The sequence below is a fragment of the Mycobacterium intracellulare ATCC 13950 genome (assembly GCF_000277125.1).
In the GTDB taxonomy this organism is placed as follows: Bacteria; Actinomycetota; Actinomycetes; order Mycobacteriales; family Mycobacteriaceae; genus Mycobacterium; species Mycobacterium intracellulare.
Genome location: NC_016946.1, coordinates 3,075,545 through 3,095,858, shown reverse-complemented (window position 1 = coordinate 3,095,858; position 20,314 = coordinate 3,075,545). Strand labels below are relative to the sequence as shown.

General features: G+C 70.8%; 19 protein-coding genes. 11 read left to right on the top strand and 8 right to left on the bottom strand.

What is annotated here, in order from left to right; translation table 11 throughout:
- Positions 1-14: 14 nt before the first annotated feature.
- Genes OCU_RS39210 through OCU_RS39195 form a run of 4 tightly spaced genes read right to left on the bottom strand, consistent with a single transcriptional unit; the run spans position 15 to position 4,762 of the window.
- Positions 15-1,805 (bottom strand): glycoside hydrolase family 15 protein, encoded by a 1,791-nt coding sequence (locus OCU_RS39210; RefSeq protein ID WP_008257603.1) that lies wholly within the window; start codon positions 1,803-1,805, stop codon positions 15-17.
- Positions 1,798-3,495, bottom strand: a complete 1,698-nt coding sequence (locus OCU_RS39205; protein WP_009953463.1) for a GMC family oxidoreductase — start codon at positions 3,493-3,495, stop codon at positions 1,798-1,800. The genes OCU_RS39210 and OCU_RS39205 overlap by 8 nt, the downstream gene beginning before the upstream one ends.
- Positions 3,495-4,238 carry a gluconate 2-dehydrogenase subunit 3 family protein gene (locus OCU_RS39200; RefSeq protein WP_009953464.1) on the bottom strand — a complete coding sequence of 248 codons (744 nt, stop codon included), beginning with the start codon at positions 4,236-4,238 and terminating at the stop codon, positions 3,495-3,497. Before OCU_RS39200 ends, OCU_RS39205 begins: the two co-directional genes overlap by 1 nt.
- A 17-nt stretch (positions 4,239-4,255) precedes the next feature.
- Complete coding sequence (locus OCU_RS39195) at positions 4,256-4,762, bottom strand: hypothetical protein (RefSeq protein ID WP_009953465.1); 507 nt, start codon at positions 4,760-4,762, stop codon at positions 4,256-4,258.
- 467 nt (positions 4,763-5,229) lie between these two features.
- Here OCU_RS39195 and OCU_RS39190 point away from each other — a divergent pair, with 467 nt between their 5' ends.
- Positions 5,230-8,277, top strand: a complete 3,048-nt coding sequence (locus OCU_RS39190) for an acyl-CoA synthetase (RefSeq protein WP_085977672.1) — start codon at positions 5,230-5,232, stop codon at positions 8,275-8,277.
- Positions 8,274-8,501, top strand: a complete 228-nt coding sequence (locus tag OCU_RS39185; protein ID WP_009953467.1) for a Trm112 family protein — start codon at positions 8,274-8,276, stop codon at positions 8,499-8,501. The genes OCU_RS39190 and OCU_RS39185 overlap by 4 nt, the downstream gene beginning before the upstream one ends.
- On the opposite strand, the gene OCU_RS39180 is transcribed toward OCU_RS39185, so the two are convergent.
- From OCU_RS39180 to OCU_RS39165, 4 genes are all read right to left on the bottom strand, one after another.
- The gene (locus tag OCU_RS39180; RefSeq protein ID WP_009953469.1) at positions 8,467-9,090 is read right to left on the bottom strand and encodes a TetR/AcrR family transcriptional regulator; all 624 of its coding nucleotides are present in this window, start codon (positions 9,088-9,090) and stop codon (positions 8,467-8,469) included. The genes OCU_RS39185 and OCU_RS39180 overlap by 35 nt on opposite strands.
- Positions 9,091-9,265: 175 nt before the next feature.
- A complete protein-coding gene (locus OCU_RS39175) occupies positions 9,266-10,084 on the bottom strand; it encodes an ABC transporter permease (RefSeq protein ID WP_080552504.1) in 819 nt (272 codons plus the stop codon).
- Positions 10,018-10,782, bottom strand: a complete 765-nt coding sequence (locus OCU_RS39170) for an ABC transporter ATP-binding protein (RefSeq protein ID WP_014380310.1) — start codon at positions 10,780-10,782, stop codon at positions 10,018-10,020. The genes OCU_RS39175 and OCU_RS39170 overlap by 67 nt, the downstream gene beginning before the upstream one ends.
- Before the next feature lie 75 nt (positions 10,783-10,857).
- Positions 10,858-12,138 carry an ammonium transporter gene (locus OCU_RS39165; RefSeq protein WP_020188604.1) on the bottom strand — a complete coding sequence of 427 codons (1,281 nt, stop codon included), beginning with the start codon at positions 12,136-12,138 and terminating at the stop codon, positions 10,858-10,860.
- 96 nt (positions 12,139-12,234) lie between these two features.
- Here OCU_RS39165 and OCU_RS39160 point away from each other — a divergent pair, with 96 nt between their 5' ends.
- The 9 genes from OCU_RS39160 (at position 12,235) to recN (ending at position 20,294) form a co-directional block, all read left to right on the top strand.
- Complete coding sequence (locus OCU_RS39160) at positions 12,235-12,879, top strand: DNA-3-methyladenine glycosylase (protein WP_014380308.1); 645 nt, start codon at positions 12,235-12,237, stop codon at positions 12,877-12,879.
- A 92-nt stretch (positions 12,880-12,971) separates the two neighbouring features.
- The gene (tyrS, locus tag OCU_RS39155) at positions 12,972-14,234 is read left to right on the top strand and encodes a tyrosine--tRNA ligase (RefSeq protein WP_009955608.1); all 1,263 of its coding nucleotides are present in this window, start codon (positions 12,972-12,974) and stop codon (positions 14,232-14,234) included.
- A gap of 99 nt (positions 14,235-14,333) precedes the next feature.
- Positions 14,334-14,708 (top strand): DUF732 domain-containing protein, encoded by a 375-nt coding sequence (locus OCU_RS39150; protein ID WP_009955607.1) that lies wholly within the window; start codon positions 14,334-14,336, stop codon positions 14,706-14,708.
- A gap of 28 nt (positions 14,709-14,736) precedes the next feature.
- Positions 14,737-15,537, top strand: coding sequence for a tetratricopeptide repeat protein (locus tag OCU_RS39145; protein WP_225331121.1), 801 nt, complete (start codon positions 14,737-14,739; stop codon positions 15,535-15,537).
- A gap of 18 nt (positions 15,538-15,555) precedes the next feature.
- The gene (locus OCU_RS39140) at positions 15,556-16,563 is read left to right on the top strand and encodes an HAD-IIA family hydrolase (protein ID WP_014380305.1); all 1,008 of its coding nucleotides are present in this window, start codon (positions 15,556-15,558) and stop codon (positions 16,561-16,563) included.
- Positions 16,564-16,575: 12 nt separating this feature from the next.
- Positions 16,576-16,761 carry a hypothetical protein gene (locus OCU_RS39135; protein WP_009955065.1) on the top strand — a complete coding sequence of 62 codons (186 nt, stop codon included), beginning with the start codon at positions 16,576-16,578 and terminating at the stop codon, positions 16,759-16,761.
- Positions 16,762-16,769: 8 nt separating this feature from the next.
- On the top strand, positions 16,770-17,579 hold the full coding sequence (locus tag OCU_RS39130; RefSeq protein WP_014380304.1) for a TlyA family RNA methyltransferase: 810 nt from the start codon (positions 16,770-16,772) through the stop codon (positions 17,577-17,579).
- Positions 17,580-17,602: 23 nt separating this feature from the next.
- Positions 17,603-18,502 (top strand): NAD kinase, encoded by a 900-nt coding sequence (locus tag OCU_RS39125; RefSeq protein WP_014380303.1) that lies wholly within the window; start codon positions 17,603-17,605, stop codon positions 18,500-18,502.
- A 25-nt stretch (positions 18,503-18,527) separates the two neighbouring features.
- A complete protein-coding gene (gene recN, locus OCU_RS39120; RefSeq protein WP_014380302.1) occupies positions 18,528-20,294 on the top strand; it encodes a DNA repair protein RecN in 1,767 nt (588 codons plus the stop codon).
- The last annotated feature ends 20 nt before the right edge of the window (positions 20,295-20,314 follow it).

Genomic DNA, 20,314 nt, shown 5'->3' with positions numbered 1-20,314 from the left:
TGTCGGGCACCCGATCAGTCATGGTGGGCGGCGTCGTCGGTGAGGGTGGCAGTGCATTCCAGCATCAGCGCGTGCGCGAACGCCTGGGGGAGGTTGCCGCGGAGCTGGCGCTGCTGCACGTCGTATTCCTCGCAGAACAGGCCCGGCGGCCCGCAGGCGGTGCGGTTGCGCTCGAACCACCGCATCGCGCAATGGGCATGGCCCTGTTGGTGTTCGGCCAGCGCCATCATGAACCCGCAGAGCAGGAACGCTCCCTCGGCGTCGCCGAGGTCGCGTTCGTCGTGCCGGAAGCGGTAGACGAACCCGTCGTCGGCGAGTTCCCGGCGAACGGCGTCCAGCGTGGCGATGGTCCGCGGGTCGTCGGCGGGCACGGCCCCGCGCACCGGCGGCAGCAGCAGCGATGCGTCGACCCCCTTCTGCCCGGGGCTGCGTTGCCAATACCCGTGCGGGTGCAGGCTTTCCGATGCGGTCTCGGCGAGGATCGCGTCGGCCAGCGGAGCGCACGCGGCCACCTCGGGTCCGGCGCCGGCCAGTTTCGCGACGGCGCGTAACCCCCCCACGCAGGCCAGACGTGACTGCGTCCAGCGCTCGTTGTCGATCTCCCAGACGCCGGCATCCGGTTCGCGCCAACGCTTTTCGATGGCCTTGATCGCGGTCTGCGCCGCGCGCCAGCCGTCGGCATCGAGTCGGTCGGCGGCGCCCGCCTTGGCCAGCAGCTGGAGCGCCTCGCCGAAGGCATCCAGCTGGAATTGCTGATTGACCCAGTTGCCGATCTTGTCGGCGCCGCCGGGATAGCCGGGCAGGTCGAGCGTTTCCTCCCCGGGCACGGCGCCGCCGGTAATGGTGTAGGCGGGCTTGAGGTTCGGGCCGTCCTCGAGCAGCCGGGCGCTGATGAACTCCACTGCCCGGTCGAGCAGCTCGGTCGTGCCGACGGCGGCGGCGGCCATGCCCGCGTACACCTGGTCGCGGATCCAGGAATAGCGGTAGTCGTAATTCTGGTTGGAGTGCGCGCGTTCGGGCAGGCTCATGGTGGCGGCGGCGACCATGCCGCCGCCGCTGCTGGTCAGTCCCCGCAGCACGGCGTAGGAGCTGCGCCCGTCGCGGGGCGCGATGGTGCAGCTCAGCTCGGGCACGCTGCGCTGCCAGGCCGCGGGGGTGGCCTCCCAGGCCAGGTCGGGGTCCGGGGGTTGGTCGGGCAGTGCGTGTTCCGACAGTTCGAGCACCAGGTCGTGGTGCTGGCCCTCCTCGAGCGTGATCTCACAGGTGAGCAACTCGCCCTTCTCCTGGGCGGCCCGGACGGGGCGCGCGTCGCAACCGGCCTGCCAGCGCCAGCGCAGCGGCCCCGAGCGGGCGCTCCACACCCGGTCATGAACGGTCGCCTTGCCGGGGCCGTGCCGGCCGAATCCCGCACTCGGCGCCAGCAGCACCCGCACCCGCGCCGTCCCGCGGCAGCCGGTGAGACGCCGCAGCAGCACCGCCCGGTCCGGGTCGCCCGGAAAGGCCAGCGCGTCACGGCATTCCACGATGCCGTCGCGGGTGGTCCAGCGGTTGCGCCAGATCAGGCTGCCCGGTTCGTAGTAGCCGCCCCAGACGTGCCGCACGTCGGTCGGGGTGACGGCGTAAACCCCGCCGCCGCCAATGAGATTGGAGAAGACGGCGTCGGAATCCCAGTGCGGCGCGCACATCCACGCCACGTCGCCTTGCGGTCCGATCAGCGCGCCCCGCTCGCCGTCTGCGAGCAGGGCGTACTCGCGCAGCACGCGGGGGGCGAAGGTGGTCGCGGTGTCGATCTTCAGGTCAGCCACGGGCTCCAGCCTTCGACCCCCGCCCCACGCCGGTATCGATCTTTCCGGTGGCCATCCGTTCGGCGAGCCGCGAGGCCAACGCCATGATCGTCAGCGCGGGATTGGCGGAACCCTGGGTGGGGCACACCGAGCCGTCGGCGAGAAACAGGTTCGGCACGCCCCAGACCCGGTGATCGGAGTCGACCACCGAATTCTGTGGCCCGGTGCCCATGCGGGCGCCGCCGATCAGGTGGGCGAAGCGCTCGATGGTCAGCACGTCCTGGGCGTCGGCGGCGTGCAGGATGTCGCCGATCACCTTGGTGGAGTAGGCCATGTTGGCCTTGTCGTTGTCGCAGAGCGTGTAGTCGAACCGGGCGACCGGGATGCCGTACGGGTCCTTCTCTTCGGCCAGCGTCACCCGATTGTCCGGCAGCGGTAACAACTCGTTGAGCACGCCGACGGTCGCCCAGTGGTTGTAGTCGCGCATGTACTCGCGCAGGGCGCGGCCCCAGTGCCCGTCCGCCATCACGTGTTCGGCCCAGCCGATGGGCATCGGCGACACCGTCTGGATGGAGAACCCACGGGCGAACCCGCGAGAGAGGTCGGTCTCGTAGAACTGTTCGGAGGTCACCTCCGGGGGAGGCGCCTTGTACATCCGGACCTCCTCGGACCAGCGGCCCGCGGACTGGGTGGCGCCCTGCACCATCACGTAGCGCCCGACCTGATCGTCGTTGTTGCCCAACCCGTTCGGAAAGCGCTCGCTCACCGAGTTCAACAACAGGCGCGGTGTTTCGATCGAATACCCGGCTACAGCAATAACTTTGGCGCGCTGCAACCGTTCTTTGCCGCCCACCTCGTCGTAGTAGACCACACCCCGCGCCGCGCCCGTCTCGTCGAGTTCGACGCGCGAGGCCATGCAGTTGGCGCGGATCTCCACGTCGTGGGCCAGCGCGTCGGGAAGGTGCGTGACGTAAGGGCTGGCCTTGGCGTTGACCTTGCAGCCCTGCAGGCAGTAGCCGCGGTAGATGCAGTGCGGGCGGTTGCCGAACGTGCCGTTGACGATGCCCACGGGCCCCACCCGCATCTCGATGCCGAGCTTGAGCGCGCCCCGCCAGATTTTGGCTGCCGCCCCCGAAATAGGATGCGGGGCAAAGGGATAGCGATGCGGGTCGCCCCACGGCCAATTCTGGCCGGCCACCGGCAACTCGAGCTCGACCTGCTCGTAGTGGGGTCGGATGTCCTCGTAGCGCAGGGGCCAGTCGGCGCCCACCCCGTCGAGGGTGCGGGTCGCGAAATCGCTGGGGTGGAACCGCGGGGTGTAGCCGGCGTAGTGCACCATGGAGCCGCCCACCCCGCGCCCGGAGTTGTTCTTGCCCAGCTCAATTGGGTCGTCACCGCCGATGATGCGCTTCTGGGTCCAGTACAGCGCGTGGGAGCCGGCCTCGTCGGACACCCAGTCCTCGTCGGGGTGCCAGAACGGGCCGGCCTCGAGGATCACGACCCGCCAGCCCGCACGCGCCAGCCGCTGCGCCAGCACCGAGCCGCCGGCGCCGGCCCCGACGACCACCAGGTCGACCTCGTCGTCGTCGCGGTAGCGGCGCATGGTCTTTTCGCCGGGCAGGTCGCGCGAATGCACGTCGAGCAGGAACCGCGACTCGTTGTCCTTCGGGCCGACGGCCCCCTTGAGCAGGCCCCGCCAGAAGTCGCCCATCACACCTCACCGTTCTGCACGACTTGCACGGGGTCTTCGTCGGTGGCGCCGGGCATCTCGTACGGTTCGCGCGCGGCGTCGGGCCCGGTGGCGCCGCCCAGGCGCATGAATCCGCGCGGGTAGGCGGGGCCGCCGAACCCGATCTCGTTCCAGGCCCACGGGTGGGAGTAGAAGCCGGACAGCGTCATTCGCATGCACACCGACCAGGCGCGCTTGACGTTCAGGTTCTCCCAGGCGCCGCCCTCCAGCTCGCCCTGCGAGAACTGCCCGACGATCTGTTCGCGGGTTTCGGTCCCGGCGGCGGCGAAGGAGGATGCGCCGTATCTGGCGGCGGTCTCGTCGAGCCCGCGCAGCACCAACCGCCACGTGTCGCGGTCGTCGGGCATGTCCGCGTACTGGTAGCCGTCGAGGCGCCCGTCGGCGAGCTTGGAGTCGACCGATTCGGCCGCCGGGACGCGCGGCTCGGCGTCCTGCGCGAGCACCGTGTCGCAGAACGCGCGCAGGCACGGCTCCTCTTCGGCGGTGAAAAACCGCAGGGGGCCGGGAGGTTCGAGCCGGGCCAGCACGACTTTCCTGGTGGCCTCGTCCCAGGTGCCGGCGGTTTCCAGCACGTCGAAATCGGGGTAGCGCCCGATCATCTGGGGCGTGGTGCCGCGGCGCTGCTTGGGCAGCCAGGACGGGTGCGGCGGCTTGCCGTCGGGGCGCAGGTTGGGCAGGTGGTCGGGGCGCGAGGTGTCAGCCATCTCGATGATCCCGATGCCTAACCCCGGAACCGTTCGCGGCGCAGGATCGACGCCAGCAGCCCCATCCCGCCGACCATGCACATCAATCCCGGCGCCGCGATCGGCGGGCCCATGGGCACGTTGTAGGACGCGTGCTTCCATCCGCCCGGCTTGCGGGCGACGCCGCGCGCGTGCAGGTATTCGCCCATCAGACCGTTTGCCGTGTAGATGCCGGCGGTGATCGGGAGCCACAGCTTGGCCCAGCGCCGCGAGAACACGCCCCCGACGCCGGCGACGACCACCGGCGGCGTCACCACGATCGGGCTCCACATCCACTTGTTGCCGAAGCTCGCCTTGTAGTGCTCGAAGTAGATTTCGGCCGTCGTGACGAGCGCCGCAACGGCGGTCAGCCCGGACAGCGAGCGTTCGAAACGACCGTGTGCGACGTCGTACAGCGCCCGCTCGGCCAGGTGCGAGACCTCGCCCAGTCCGTCACTTCCGGCGGTGCGGCCTTTGCGCCGTCCGCCGTTGCCGAGCAACAACATGTGAAGTCCCTTCTGCGCTTGCGTCGTGCCGGATCACCGGCCCGGGCTGGTTTCCTGGGTGAGTCGTGGGGTGCGCAGCGGCACTGCGCTGGGGTGTGCCGTGACCGTGCCGGCCGAGTACGTCCATCGCGTCATGCAGTGACCTCTCCTTCGGGCTGGAAGGAACGCGGTCCGGCGGTCTCATAGCGCCCAGCTGTGGATTTCAACCGAAACGGTCGCGACGACGCGTCGTGACCGAAGCGCATCGACTGCGTACCCCGTGCCCTGCCGGACAAACTGGCGCGCAGGTGATTCACAGCGAGCCACCAGGCGGGGCGCCGGTGGCTAACGACCTACCGCCGCGGCACACGCCGAGTCGGGGGCCGAAGCCGACGGCGAGCCACCGCCTTCCCAGCGGAGCGCGGGTCTGTCCGCACGGCGCCCGCCGCCGCCGGATCGGTGTAACCACCGCCCTTCTAGCTGCCCAGATGTGCCATGATGTCCAAGCTGTCAAGACTCAGGGAGCAGCAGTGGATGTCAATCTTTCGATGGTCACACGACCGGTCGCGCGGCTGATCGCTACCGCGCAGAACGGGCTGGAAGTCTTGCGACTGGGGGGCTTGGAAACCGGCACGGTGCCGTCGCCGTCCCAGATCGTCGAGAGCGTGCCGATGTACAAGCTCCGGCGGTACTTCCCGCCGGACAGTCGGCCCGGCCAATCGCCCGTCGGGCCGCCGGTGCTGATGGTGCATCCGATGATGATGTCCGCCGACATGTGGGACGTCACCCGCGACGAAGGCGCGGTGGGGATCCTGCACAGCCGGGGGCTCGATCCCTGGGTCATCGACTTCGGCGAACCCGACAAGGTCGAAGGCGGCATGCGCCGCACGCTGGCCGATCACATCGTCGCGCTCAGTCAGGCCATCGACACGGTCCGGGACACCACGGGCAGCGACATCCATCTGGTCGGCTATTCGCAGGGCGGCATGTGGTGTTACCAGGTCGCCGCCTACCGGCGTTCGAAGAGCCTGGCCAGCATCGTCACCTTCGGCTCCCCGGTCGACACCCTGGCCGCCCTGCCGATGGGCATCCCGGCAAACTTCGCCGCGCCCGCCGCCAACTTCATGGCCGACCACGTCTTCAGCCGGCTGGCCATCCCCAGCTGGATGGCGCGCACCGGCTTCCAGATGCTCGACCCCCTCAAGACCGCCAAGGCGCGGGTCGACTTCGTCCGCCAGCTGCACGACCGCGAGGCGCTGCTGCCGCGCGAGCAGCAGCGGCGCTTCCTCGAACGCGAAGGCTGGATCGCGTGGTCCGGTCCCGCGATCTCCGAGCTGCTCAAGCAGTTCATCGCCCACAACCGGATGATGACCGGCGGTTTCGCCGTCAACGGACAGATGGTCACCCTGACCGACATCACCTGCCCGGTGCTGGCCTTCGTCGGCGAGGTCGACGACATCGGCCAGCCGGCCTCGGTGCGCGGCATCCGGCGCGCGGCACCGGACGCCGACGTCTACGAATCCACCATCCGCACGGGCCACTTCGGCCTGGTCGTCGGGTCCAAGGCGGCCCAACAAAGCTGGCCGACCGTCGCGGAATGGGTGCGATGGCTGTCCGCCGGCGGCGATAAGCCCACCAGCATCGCGCCGATGGCCGACCAGCCCGCCGAGCACACCGACAGCGGCGTGGCGCTGAGCTCCCGGCTCGCGCACGGCATCGGGGAGGCCTCCGAGGCGGCGCTGGGCATGGTCCGCGGCGCGGCCAACACCGTCGTCGCGGCCAACAAATCCGTGCGCACCCTGGCCGTCGAAACGGCCCGCACGCTGCCGCGACTGGTCCGGCTGGGGCAGATCAACGACCACACCAGGATCTCGCTGGGCCGCATCATCGAGGAGCAGGCGCACGACGCCCCGCAGGGCGAATTCCTGTTGTTCGACGGGCGGGTGCACACCTACGAGGCGGTGAACCGGCGCATCAACAACGTCGTCCGCGGCCTCATCGAGGTCGGGGTGCGCCAGGGCGACCGGGTCGGCGTGCTGATGGAGACCCGGCCCAGCGCGCTGGTGGCCATCGCCGCGCTGTCCCGCCTGGGCGCCATCGCGGTGGTGATGCGGCCCGACGCCGACCTGGCCGCCTCGGTGCGGCTCGGGGGAGTGACCGAGATCCTCACCGACCCCACCAACCTCGACGCGGTGCTGGAGTCGGACGGCCAACTGCTGCGGCAGGTGCTGGTGCTCGGCGGCGGCGAGACGCGGGACCTGCACCTGCCCGAGGACTCCGACGAGCAGCCCCAGGTCATCGACATGGAACAGATCGACCCGGACGCCGTCGAGCTGCCCGGCTGGTATCGGCCCAACCCGGGGCTGGCCCGGGACCTGGCGTTCATCGCGTTCAGCTCGGCCGGCGGCGAGCTGGTGGCCAAGCAGATCACCAACTACCGCTGGGCGGTCTCGGCGTTCGGTACGGCCTCGACGGCCGCCCTCGACCGCCGCGACACCGTGTACTGCCTGACACCGCTGCACCACGAGTCCGCGCTGCTGGTCAGCCTGGGTGGCGCGGTGGTCGGCGGCACCCGCATCGCGCTGTCGCGCGGCCTGGACCGGACCCGATTCATCCAGGAGGTGCGCCAGTACGGCGTCACCGTGGTGTCCTACACCTGGGCCATGCTCGGCGAGATCCTCGACAACCCGGCCGATCCGCCCTTCGTCCTGCACGGCAACCACCCGGTGCGCCTGTTCATCGGCTCCGGCATGCCGACCGGGCTGTGGGGGCGTGTCGTCGAGGCGTTCGCGCCCGCTCACGTCGTCGAGTTCTTCGCCACCACCGACGGTCAGGCGGTGCTGGCCAACGTGTCCGGCGCCAAGGTCGGCAGCAAGGGCCGCCCGCTGCCGGGTGCCGGGCGCATCGAGTTGGGCGCCTACGACACCGAACACGACCTGATCCTGGAAAACGAGCGGGGCTTCGTGCAGATCGCCGAACCCAAACAGGTCGGGGTTCTGCTCGCCGCGTCCAACGGCCCGATCGATCCGAGCGCCTCCGTCAAGCGCGGGGTGTTCGCCGCCGGCGATACCTGGATCTCGACCGAGTACCTCTTCTACCGCGACGACGACGGCGACTACTGGCTGGCGGGCCGGCGCGGCTCGGTGGTGCGGACCCCGCGCGGGCTGGTCTACGCCGAGCCGGTCACCGACGCGCTGGGTTGCATCAACGGCGTCGACCTCGCGGTGACCTACAACGTGCCCGTGCGCGACCACGAGGTGGCGGTGTCGGCGGTGACGCTGTTGCCGGGCGCCTCCATCACGGCGGCCGACCTGACCGAGGCCTTCGCCAAGATCCCGATCGGGCTCGGGCCCGACATCGTCTGCGTGGTCCCGGAGATGACGCTGAGCGCGACCTACCGCCCGACCGTCAGCGCGCTGCGGGCCGCCGGGATTCCCAAGGCGGGACGGCACGTCTGGTATTTCGATGCGGAGACCGAACACTACCGCCGGCTGACTCCCGGGGTGCGTTCCGAGCTCAGCGGGGCGCGGTCATGATCGACGACGCACTGCTGAACATCCTGGTGTGCCCGGCCGACCGCGGCCCGCTGGTGTTGGTCTCCCAAACGGGCGGTGGGGAAGTGCTCTACAACCCCCGGTTGCGCCGCGCCTACCGGATCGAGGACGGCATCCCGGTGCTGCTGATCGACGAGGCCCGCGACGTCGACGACGACGAGCACGCCCGGCTCATGGCGCAAGGCCCTCCGGCAGATCCCCAGTGAGGTAGCGCTGCAGGTTGGGCGCGATGGTTCGCGCGACCTGCTCGGCCGGCAGCGACGCGAACGGCTCCAGTTGCAGGATGTAGCGCGCCATCACCACACCCACCAGTTGCGACGCCACGAATTGGATGCGAATAATTCCGCTTCCCGGCGGATCGTCCACGCGGGCACCGACTTCGACGGCGATCACGTCCTGAATGAACGCGCGAAACAGGTTGATCTCCGACCCCGCCAGGATCGAGCGCAGCGTCGCGATGAACGCCGCGCCGATCTCGGAATCCCACAGCGGCAACAACATCGACGGAATCTGGTAGCCGAGCTCCTCGACGGGCACCTCGCGCAGCGGGCCGATGACGTCCATCGGATCGACCGGGATGTGGACGGCCGCGGCGAACAGCTGCTCCTTGGTGCCGAAGTAATGGTGCACCAACGCCGAATCCACCCCCGCCGACGCGGCCACCGCACGTATCGACGTGTTACGAATACCGTTGCGCGCGAACAATTCCCGGGCGCTAGCCAGTATCCGCTCCCGGGTATCGGAGTTTCCGGAGGGCCGGCCCCGTCGCCGGCGGCCGGTGTTGGTAGTCGTCACTGGGCGCTCGCCACTAGCTCATGGTGGCGACCCGCTGCGCCCGGCTGCGCCGCGCTTGCGATCGCCACTATCTCATGGTGGCGACCCGCTGCGCCCGGCTGCGCCGCGCTTGCGATCGCCACTATCTCATGGTGGCGACCCGCTGCGCCCGGCTGCGCCGCGCTTGCGATCGCCACTAGCCGGTCCGTCGCCGCAGCGTCGCCGCCGCCAGGCACAGCGCCGCCAGGGCGAAGCCCAACACCACGATGATGTCGCGCACCGCGATGAAGGTCAGCTCCGGGTGCGCGCCCACCTGTTGCAGGGCCTCGAGCGCGTAGCTGGCCGGCAGCACATTGCTGATCCATTGCAGCCAGTGTGGCATCACCGCCCGCGGCACGATGATGCCGGCCAGCAGCAGCTGCGGCACCATCACCAGCGGGATGAACTGCACGGCCTGAAACTCGGTGCGCGCGAACGCGCTACACAACAGGCCGAGTCCGACTCCCAGCACGGCGTTGACGATCGCGATCACGAACACCCACAGCGGGCTGCCCGCCGTGTCGAAGCCGAGCAGCCAGAACGACACGATGCACGCCAGAACGGCTTGCGCCGCAGCGGCCGTCGAGAAGGCGGTGCCGTAGGCGATCAGCAGGTCGAGCCGGCGCAGCGGAGTGGTCAGGATGCGCTCCAGCGTTCCCGAGGCCCGTTCGCGTTGCATGGTGATCGCCGTGATGATGAACATCACGAACAGCGGGAACAGGCCGAGCAGGATCAGGCAGGCGTTGTTGAACGGGGTCGGGCCGCCCGGGCGGTGCGGGGCGTTTTCGAACATGAAGTACATCAGGGTGATCACCAGGACCGGCACCAACAGGATCATCGCGACGCTGCGGTGATCGGCGGCCAACTGGCGCAGGATCCGCGTCGTGGTCGCCGTATACCCGTTGAGCCCTAACCGGCTTCGCGCATGGTGCTGCGCTTGATGATGGACAGAAACGCGTCCTCCAGTGACGTGCATCCGGTGTCCTCTCGCAGTTGGGACGGGGTGGTGTGGGCGACCAGCCGGCCTTCGCGCATCAGCAGCAGGTCCCCGCAGTGGTCGGCCTCGTCCATGACGTGGCTGGAAACCAGCAATGTGGTCCCCGCGCGGGCCAATTCGGCGAACTGGTCCCACAGGTCCGCGCGCAGCACCGGATCGAGTCCCACGGTGGGCTCGTCGAGCACCAGCAGATCGGGCTGGCAGACCAGCGCGCAGGCCAGCGACACCCGGGTGCGTTGGCCACCGGACAGGTTGCCGCACAAGGCCGTTCGGTGATCGCTGAGCCCGACTCGTTCGATGGCGGCGTCGGCGGCCCGGCCGTCGAACCCGTACAGCGTGGCGAAGTAGCGAACGTTGTCGACGATGCGAAGGTCGTTGTAGATGGTCGGGTCCTGCGGCAGGTAGCCGACGCGACGGCGCAGTTCGGCGCTGCCGGCAGGCTTGCCGAGCACAACGACGCGACCCGAGGTCACGATCTGGGTGCCGACGATGCATCGGATCAGCGTGGTCTTGCCGCAGCCGGACGGGCCGAGCAGGCCGGTGATGCTGCCCGCCGCGATCTGCACGGAGAAGTCGTGCAGGGCCGGGCGTTTACCGCGGATCACGCGAAGGTGATCGATCTCTACCGCCGGCTCGGCCCGGTCCGAGATTAATTCATCACGGGATGAACTCATCATGTGATGAATATTCGTCGCGCGCGGCCGCGCTGTCAAGGGGTCGCAGCATCCGGGCCTTCGCGGCCCCGGGCGGGCCTAGTTGAAGCGCTCGCCGATCGCCGGGCGTCGCTGCGGCAGGTGCCCGTGCACGCCTTCGGCGTAGGCGGTTTCGGCGTGCTGGGTGAGGTCGGCGCCGGTGGTTTCGTCTTCGGTACTGAGCCGGAAACCCACCACTCGGTCGATCACCTTGGCGAGCACGAACGACACGGTGAACGCGTAGAACGCGACGACCGCGATCGCCAGCGTCTGCTTGCCCAGCTGGCCGACGCCGCCGCCGTAGAACAGGCCGCGCGGGCCCGCCGTCATGACCGCCGTGGCGAGCAGCCCGATCAGGAACACACCGACCACGCCGCCGACGAAGTGCACGCCCACCACGTCGAGCGAATCGTCATAGTTGAAGCGCAACTTCGCGCCCACCGCGAACGAGCACACGACACCCGCCGCCAGGCCGACGATCGTCGCGCCGAGGGTGTTGACGGTCCCGCACGATGGGGTGATGGCCACCAGGCCGGCGACCACGCCCGACGCCGCACCGAACGTGGTGGGCCTGCCGTCGCGAATCTGTTCGACCGCAAGCCAACCCAGCATGCCCAGACATCCCGCGACCAAGGTGTTGAGGAAGATGGCCGCGGCGGTTCCGTTGGCGGCCAGGGCGGAGCCGGCGTTGAACCCGAACCAGCCGAACCACAGCAGCCCGACACCGACGAACAGCAGCGGCAGGTTGTGCGGCCGCATGGCGTCCTTCTTGAAACCGATGCGCGGCCCGAGCACCAGCGCCAGCGCCAGCGCGGAGGAACCCGAGACGATCTCGACGACCAGCCCGCCCGCATAGTCGAGGACGCCCAACTTGGCCAGCCAGCCGCCCGGCCCCCAGACCCAGTGGGCGACAATCGAATACACGGCGATCGTCCAGACCGGGACGAAAACCATCCAGGCGGCGAACTTCGCGCGGTCGGCGATCGCGCCACTGACCAGCGCGGCCGTGATGATCGCGAACGTCAATTGGAACGTGGCATACAGCAACTCGGGCACCGCCGTGCCGTGCACCGTGTCGGGGGTGATGCCGAGCATCCCGAAATGCCTGAGGTTGCCGACGAACCCGCTGGCCCCGTCTTCGGAGAACGCGAGGGTGTAGCCGATCAGCAGCCACGCCACGGTCACCAGCGGGATGGAGATGAAGCTCATCATCATCATGTTGAGCACCCCGGTGGTGCGGACCATGCCGCCGTAGAAGATCGCCAGGCCGGGCGTCATCAGCAAGACCAGCGCGGTGCTGGCCAGCAGCCACGCCGTGGCGGCCGGGTCTATCGCGTGCATGTCGGCCTCCTTCGGGTCCCGGACACCGGGATACTGCCATGTTCGGGCCGCCGGTAGGTTCGTTGGGTTACTGAAAAGAGGATTCAGGATCTTCAATTGGTCGAGGCTGGACGACGATCTCGCGCAAGCACGGCGGCGGCGCAGCTGTTGGTCGACCCGGTCGAGGCCGCGCGCCGGTTACTGGGCGCCACCCTCACCGCGCGGGGTGTGAGCGGGATAGTCGTCGAGGTCGAGGCCTACGGGGGAGTGCCCGACGGTCCGTGGCCGGACGCCGCGGCGCACTCTTACAAGGGCCTGCGCGCCCGCAATTTCGTGATGTTCGGGCCGCCGGGGCGGCTCTACACCTACCGCAGCCACGGCATCCATGTCTGCGCGAACGTCTCGTGCGGTCCCGACGGCACCGCGGCCGCGGTGTTGCTGCGGGCGGCCGCGATCGAGGACGGCACCGACGCCGCCCGGGCCCGCCGCGGCGAGCTGGTGCACACCGCCGCGCTGGCGCGCGGGCCGGGGAACCTGTGCGCTGCCATGGGAATCACCATGGACGACAACGGAATCGACCTGTTCGACGGCAACAGCCCGGTGACGCTCGAGCTGCACGAACCGCTGAGCTCGATGTCCGGCCCGCGGGTCGGTGTCAGCCAGGCCGCCGACCGGCCCTGGCGGTTGTGGCTTCCCGGGCGCCCGGAGGTGTCGGCGTATCGCCGCAGCCCGCGCGCGCCGGCCCCGGGTGCCAGCGACTAACCCGCGGCGAACGTCGGGTCGCTGGGGGAAGCGCCCCGAATCCGCGCCACAAGTCGACGCCCGCCGTCGGCGCTCTGGAAGACTCGTACACCATGATCCTCGACGAGCTGGGCTGGCGCGGCCTGATCGCGCAGTCCACCGACCTCGATGCGCTGGCGGCCGAAGCCCGGCGCGGGCCGATGACGGTGTACGCCGGCTTCGACCCCACCGCGCCGAGCCTGCACGCCGGCCACCTGGTGCCCCTGCTGGCACTGCGCCGCTTCCAGCGCGCCGGCCACCGCCCCATCGTGCTCGCCGGCGGCGCCACCGGGATGATCGGCGACCCCCGCGACGTTGGTGAGCGCACCCTCAACGAGGCCGACACCGTCGCCGAGTGGACCGAACGGATCGGCGGACAGTTGCAACGCTTCGTCGACTTCGACGATTCACCGACCGGCGCCGTCGTCGTCAACAACCTGGACTGGACGCGCCCGCTGTCGGCGATCGAGTTCCTGCGCGACATCGGCAAGCACTTCTCGGTCAACGTCATGCTGGACCGCGACACCGTGCGGCGCCGCCTGGACGGCGACGGCATCTCCTACACCGAATTCAGCTACATGCTCCTTCAGGCCAACGACTACGTCGAACTGCACCGCCGCTACGGCTGTCGCCTGCAGATCGGCGGCTCCGACCAGTGGGGCAACATCATCGCCGGGGTCCGGCTGGTCCGCCAGCAGCTCGGCGCCTCGGTCCACGCGCTGACCGTGCCCCTGGTGACCGCCGCCGACGGCACCAAGTTCGGCAAGTCCACCGGTGGCGGCAGCCTGTGGCTGGACCCCGCGCTGACCACCCCGTATGCCTGGTACCAGTACTTCTTCAACACCGCCGACGCCGACGTGATCCGCTACCTGCGCTGGTTCACCTTCCTGTCGGCCGACGAGCTGGGCGAGCTGGAGCAGGCCACGGCCGAGCGCCCCCAACAACGCGCCGCGCAGCGGCGGCTGGCGCGCGAACTGACCGTGCTGGTGCACGGCGAGGCGGCCACCGAGGCCGTCGAGCACGCCAGCCGGGCGCTCTTCGGGCAGGGCGAGCTGGGCCGGCTGGACGAGGCCACGCTGTCCGCGGCGCTGCGCGAGACGTCGGTCGCCGAGCTCAAACCCGGTGGCCCCGACGGGATCGTCGACCTGCTGGTGGCCAGCGGGCTGTCCGAGAGCCGCAAGGCCGCGCGGCGCACCATCGGCGAGGGCGGCGTCTCGGTCAACAACGTCCGCATCGAAAGCGAGGAGTGGGCCCCGCAGCCGGCGGACTTCCTGCACGGCCGGTGGCTGGTGCTGCGCCGCGGCAAGCGCACCGTCGCGGGGGTCGAAAAGGTCTAGACCGCCCGGGCGCCGTAGAGCCTCCGCGAAACACGCGCGTGCACAGATCTTTACCTCACCGTGTCGTCGGCGTGACCCGAAAGGACCACTGTTGTCACGGTGATTTTCGCGACGCGTGTGCGGTCGACCGTCCTGCGGAGCCTGGGGGTGATCACGGGCCTGGTGGCGCTGGCCGCGGCTCTGTCGGGGGCGATGTCGGCGCCGATCCGCGCGGACATGCTCAGCAATGCGTTCCTGTCGGCGCTGACGAACGCCGGGATCGCCTATAGCCAGCCGACCGGCACCACCGCGATGGGACAGTCGGTGTGCCCGATGCTGTTCGAGCCCGGCGGGTCCTTCGACGCGGTGACGTCCAAGATGGCCGAGGGCAACGGCATGTCGTACGAGACGGCCGGCAGGTTCACCATCGTGGCGATCGCGACCTACTGCCCGGCGCTGATCGCGCCGCTCCTGGGCAACCGGCTGCCGAGTTAGGTGTGGCGCTGCCCGTATTCTCGGCAGCGTGGTCGACGACAGGCAGAGGCACCGCGGCGAGCGGAGGGCGCGGCCGGCATCCGGCAACTGGTCCGGTCCGGGCCGTGCGCGGCCGGCTCAGCCGCAGAGCGGCCCGCGCCGCGACGCCCAGGCCGATCGCGCCCCGCAGGACGGGCCGCCGATCCCGCCCGGCGTGGAAGCCAAGCAGCTGGCACCCGACGTTCGCCGCGAACTGAGCACCCTGGACCGGGCCACCGCCGACGCGGTGGCCCGCCACCTCGTCGCCGCGGGCGAGCTGCTCGACGAGGACCCGGAGGCGGCGTTGCGTCACGCCCGCGCGGCGCGGGCCCGGTCCAGCCGCATCGCCACCATCCGGGAGGCGGTCGGCATCGCCGCCTACCACTGCGGCGACTGGTCGCAGGCGCTGGCGGAGTTCCGCGCCGCACGCCGCATGGGCAGCAAGTCCGCGTTGCTCCCGCTGATCGCCGATTGCGAACGCGGACTTGGCCGTCCGGAGCGCGCCATCGAGCTCGCGCGCGGACCGGAGGCCGCCGAGCTGTCCGGGGACGACGCCGACGAGCTCCGCATCGTCGCCGCCGGGGCGCGCGCGGACCTCGGGCAGCTGGAGCAGGCGCTGACCGTATTGTCCACGCCGCAACTGGATCCCAGCCGCACCGGCTCCACGGCCGCGCGGCTCTTTTACGCCTACGCGGACACGCTGCTCGCGCTCGACCGCACCGACGATGCGCTGCAATGGTTCCTGCGTTCGGCCGCCGCCGACGTCGACGGAGTCACCGACGCCGAAGACCGGGTCAGTGAACTCGGCTGACACGACGGAACCGACGACGTGAAAAGCCTTGCGCAGGAATACGATTGCCTACTGATCGACCTCGACGGGACGGCATTTCGCGGCCGCCAGCCCACCGAGGGCGCCGTTGAGGCGCTGGCCGAGGTGCGCAGTCGCGCGTATTTCGTCACCAACAACGCCTCCCGCAGCGCCGACGAGGTCGCCGCGCACCTGACCGAACTCGGCTTCACCGCCACCGCCGACGACGTCGCCACCAGCGCCCAGAGCGCGGCCCGGCTGCTCGCCGACCAGCTGCCCCCGGACTCGCCGGTGCTGATCGTGGGCACCGAGGCCCTGGCCGGCGAGATCACCGCCGTCGGGCTGCGCCCAGTGCGCAGCAACGACGACGACCCGGCCGCCGTCGTGCAGGGCCTGTCCCTGACCATCGGCTGGCCCGAGCTCGCCGAGGCGGCGCTGGCGATCCGGGCCGGCGCGCGATGGGTGGCGGCCAACGTCGACCTCACCCTGCCCACCGAGCGCGGGTTGCTGCCCGGCAACGGCTCGTTGGTGGCCGCGCTGCGGGCGGCCACCGGCGCCGAACCCCAGGTGGCGGGCAAGCCGGCGCCCGCCCTGCTGCGCGACGCGGCGGCCCGGGGCGACTTCCGCGCGCCCCTGGTGATCGGCGACCGGCTCGACACCGACATCGAGGGCGCCAACGCCGCCGAGCTGCCCAGCCTGATGGTGCTCACCGGGGTCAACTCCGCGCGGGACGCGGTGTACGCCAAGCCCGCCCAGCGCCCCACCTACATCGGCCACGATCTGCGCTCGCTGCACGCCGACGCCGGGCGCCTCGCGGTCGGCCCGCAACCGGGCTGGCGGGTCGACGTCGCGGACGGGGCGGTCACGGTCCGCGGGGACGGGCCGGACGACGGGGACGGCCTGTCGATCGTGCGCGCGGTCGCCGGCGCGGTGTGGGGCGCCCCGGGGTCTGGCGCCGTGCGCATCGAGGCCGGCGACGACCGGGCGCGCGCCGCGCTGCAGCGCTGGTCTTTGGTGCGCACCGACTAACGTAGGAACGCGATGAGTATCGACCCCGATCAGATTCGCGCCGAGATCGACGCCCTGCTGGCCCGGCTGCCCCGACCCGGCGACCAGGAGGACCCCGAGAAGGCGCCCTCGCTCGACGAGCTCGAAGAGATCGCGCGCCGGCTCTCCGAGGCCCACGACGTCCTGTTGGCCGCGCTGGAGTCGGCGGAGAAGGGCTGAGTGCGCGCATGTCTCGACGCGCCCGCGTTGACGCCGAGCTGGTGCGGCGCGGCCTGGCCCGGTCGCGTCAGCAGGCCGCGGAGTTGATCGGCGCCGGCAAGGTGAGCATCGACGGGATGCCCGCGCGCAAGCCCGGCACCGCCGTCGCCGTCACCGCCGCCCTGACCGTGGCCACCGACGGCGAACGCGGCTGGGTCTCGCGCGGCGCGCACAAACTCATCGGCGCGCTGGACGCCTTCGGGATCTCCGTCGCGGGCCGCCGCTGCCTGGACGCCGGCGCGTCGACGGGCGGCTTCACCGAAGTCCTGCTGGACCGCGGGGCCGCCGAAGTGGTGGCCGTGGACGTGGGATACGGCCAGCTGGCGTGGTCGCTGCGCAGCGATGCGCGGGTCGTCGTCGTCGAGCGGACCAACGTTCGTGACCTGACGCCCGAGGCGATCGGCGGGCCGGTCGACCTCGTCGTGGCCGACCTGTCGTTCATCTCGTTGGCCACAGTGTTGCCGGCGCTGGCTGGATGCGCCGCACCGAACGCGGATATCGTTCCCATGGTGAAGCCACAGTTTGAGGTGGGGAAGGGCCAGGTCGGCGCGGGCGGTGTGGTGCACGACCCCGGCCTGCGCGCCGACGCCGTGACGTCGGTCGCGCGCCGCGCCGCCGAGCTGGGTTGGCACACCGTCGACGTCACCGCGAGCCCGCTGCCGGGGCCGTCGGGCAACGTCGAATATTTCCTTCGGCTGCGCGCCCAGGCCGATCGTCCGCTCGCCGGCGACGCCCTGGTGGCGGCGGTGCGGCACGCAGTGGAAAGCGGGCCGCAGTGACTCCAGCCGAACGCACCGTCTTAATGGTTGTCCACACCGGCCGCGAAGAAGCCACCGAGACGGCCCGCCGTGTACAGAAAACGCTGGGCGACAACGGAATCGGGCTTCGGGTGCTGTCCGCCGAGGCCGTCGACCGGGGACCGTTGCACCTGGCCCCCGACGACATGCGGGCGATGGGCGTCGAGATCGAGGTCGTCGACGCCGACCCCCGGGCCGCCGAAGGCTGCGAACTGGTGCTGGTGCTCGGCGGCGACGGGACGTTCCTGCGGGCCGCCGAGCTCGCGCGCAACGCCGGCATCCCGGTGCTGGGCGTGAACCTCGGGCGGATCGGCTTTCTGGCCGAGGCCGAGGCCGAGGCCATCGACCGGGTGCTGGACCACGTTGTCGCACAGGACTACCGGGTGGAGAACCGCCTGACGCTCGACGTGGTCGTGCGCCAGGGCGGCCGGGTCTCCGCGCACGGCTGGGCCCTCAACGAGGTCAGCCTGGAAAAGGGCCCCCGGCTCGGCGTGCTGGGGGTGGTGGTCGAGATCGACGGGCGGCCGGTGTCCGCCTTCGGCTGCGACGGCGTCCTGGTGTCGACCCCGACGGGTTCCACCGCCTACGCGTTCTCCGCGGGCGGCCCGGTGCTCTGGCCCGACCTGGAGGCAATCCTGGTGGTACCCAACAACGCTCACGCGCTGTTCGGTCGCCCGATGGTCACCAGCCCGAACGCCACCATCGCGATCGAGGTGGAGGCGGACGGCCACGACGCCCTGGTGTTCTGCGACGGCCGCCGCGAGATGCTGATCCCGGCCGGCAGCCGTATCGAGGTGAAACGTTGTGACACGGCGGTGAAATGGGCCCGGCTGGACAGCGCCCCGTTCACGGACCGGTTGGTGCGCAAGTTCCGGCTGCCGGTGACCGGGTGGCGCGGAAACTGACGGCACAGCACGGGATCCTGACTGAATGCTGACTGAAATCCGGATCGAGTCGCTCGGGGCGATCAGCTCGGCGGTCGGCGAGTTCGACCGCGGCCTGACCGTGCTGACGGGGGAGACCGGCACCGGAAAGACCATGGTGGTCACCGGCTTGCATCTGCTCGGCGGCGCCCGCGCCGACGCCACCCGGGTCCGGTCGGGGGCCGAGCGGGCCCTCGTCGAAGGGCGGTTCAGCACAACGGATCTCGACGAGGCCATGGTCGTGCGGCTCGACGAGATGCTCGACGCGTCGGGCGCCGAACGCGACGAGGACGGCAGCGTGATCGCGCTGCGCTCGGTCAGCCGTGACGGGCCGTCGCGGGCCTACCTCGGCGGCCGCAGCGTGCCCGCCAAATCGCTGGGCGACTTCACCGCCGGGCTGCTGACCCTGCACGGGCAGAACGACCAGCTGCGCCTCATCCGGCCCGAGGAGCAGTGCGCGGCGCTGGACCGCTTCGCCAAGGCCGGACCCGCGCTCGAGCGGTACTGCAAACTGCGCGACGCCTGGCTGTCGGCGCGACGCGACCTGCTCGACCGCCGCAACCGCATGCGCGAGCTCGCGCTGGAGGCCGACCGGCTGACGTTCGCCCTCAACGAGATCGACGCCGTCGACCCGCAACCCGGCGAGGACGACGCCCTGGTCGCCGACATCGTGCGGCTCTCCGAACTGGACACCCTGCGCGAGGCCGCCGCCACCGCCCGCGCGGCGCTGTCCTCCGAGGAGACCGACGGCCTCAGCGCCACCGACAGCCTGGGAAAGGCAAGGGCCGCACTGGAATCCACCGGCGACGCCAAGCTGACGGCGCTGGCCGGCCAGATCGGCGAGGTGCTGACCGTGCTCGTCGACGCGGCCGGCGAACTGGGCGGCTTCCTCGAGGAGCTGCCGGTCGACGCCAGCGCGCTGGAATCCAAGCTGGCCCGTCAGGCCGAACTGCGCACCCTGACCCGCAAGTACGCCGCGGACATCGACGGCGTGATCGGGTGGGCCCAGGGGTCGCGGCAACGGCTGGCCCAGCTCGACGTCTCCGAGGAGGGCTTGGCGGCGCTGGCAGCCCGGGTCGACGAGCTCGGCCGCGAATTGGCCCAGGCCGCGGTCGATCTCAGCGCCACCCGGCGCAAGGCCGCCAAGCGGCTCGCCAAGGAGGTCACCGCCGAGCTGTCCGGGCTGGCGATGGCCGACGCCCAATTCACCATCGACGTGACCCTGGATGCCGCGCCGGACACCGCGTCGGACCCCGACGACTCGGCCGCGCTGCGTCTGCCGTCGGGCGAGCTCGTCCACGCCGGCGCCGACGGCGTCGACCAGGTCGAGTTCGGTTTCGCCGCGCACCGGGGCATGGACCAGCTGCCGCTGGCCAAGAGCGCCTCCGGCGGCGAGCTGTCCCGGGTGATGCTCGCCCTGGAGGTGGTGCTGGCCACCTCCCGCAAAGAGGCCGCGGGCACCACCATGGTGTTCGACGAGGTCGACGCCGGGGTGGGCGGCCGCGCGGCGGTGCAGATCGGGCGCCGGCTGGCGCGATTGGCGCGCACCCACCAGGTCATCGTGGTCACGCACCTGCCGCAGGTTGCGGCGTACGCCGACGTGCACCTGGTGGTGCACGCCGCGGGGCCCAAGGGGACCAGCGTGGTGCGGCGCCTGGGCGGCGACGAGCGGGTCGCCGAGCTGGCGCGGATGCTGGCCGGGCTGGGCGAATCCGACAGCGGCCGCGCGCACGCCCGCGAGCTGCTCGAGGCGGCGCAAAAGGACGAGATCTAGCCCCGTGTTGCGGCCGCCGC

Coding starts and splice junctions, on each gene's coding strand:
- OCU_RS39165 (WP_020188604.1), bottom strand. CDS start 12,138: ATGCACGCGATAGACCCGGCCGCCACGGCGTGGCTGCTGGCCAGCACC.
- OCU_RS39190 (WP_085977672.1), top strand. CDS start 5,230: ATGTGCCATGATGTCCAAGCTGTCAAGACTCAGGGAGCAGCAGTGGAT.
- OCU_RS39175 (WP_080552504.1), bottom strand. CDS start 10,084: ATGCACGTCACTGGAGGACGCGTTTCTGTCCATCATCAAGCGCAGCAC.
- OCU_RS39205 (WP_009953463.1), bottom strand. CDS start 3,495: ATGGGCGACTTCTGGCGGGGCCTGCTCAAGGGGGCCGTCGGCCCGAAG.
- OCU_RS39135 (WP_009955065.1), top strand. CDS start 16,576: ATGAGTATCGACCCCGATCAGATTCGCGCCGAGATCGACGCCCTGCTG.
- recN (WP_014380302.1), top strand. CDS start 18,528: ATGCTGACTGAAATCCGGATCGAGTCGCTCGGGGCGATCAGCTCGGCG.
- OCU_RS39130 (WP_014380304.1), top strand. CDS start 16,770: ATGTCTCGACGCGCCCGCGTTGACGCCGAGCTGGTGCGGCGCGGCCTG.
- OCU_RS39185 (WP_009953467.1), top strand. CDS start 8,274: ATGATCGACGACGCACTGCTGAACATCCTGGTGTGCCCGGCCGACCGC.
- OCU_RS39200 (WP_009953464.1), bottom strand. CDS start 4,238: ATGGCTGACACCTCGCGCCCCGACCACCTGCCCAACCTGCGCCCCGAC.
- OCU_RS39125 (WP_014380303.1), top strand. CDS start 17,603: ATGGTTGTCCACACCGGCCGCGAAGAAGCCACCGAGACGGCCCGCCGT.
- OCU_RS39170 (WP_014380310.1), bottom strand. CDS start 10,782: ATGATGAGTTCATCCCGTGATGAATTAATCTCGGACCGGGCCGAGCCG.
- OCU_RS39195 (WP_009953465.1), bottom strand. CDS start 4,762: ATGTTGTTGCTCGGCAACGGCGGACGGCGCAAAGGCCGCACCGCCGGA.
- tyrS (WP_009955608.1), top strand. CDS start 12,972: ATGATCCTCGACGAGCTGGGCTGGCGCGGCCTGATCGCGCAGTCCACC.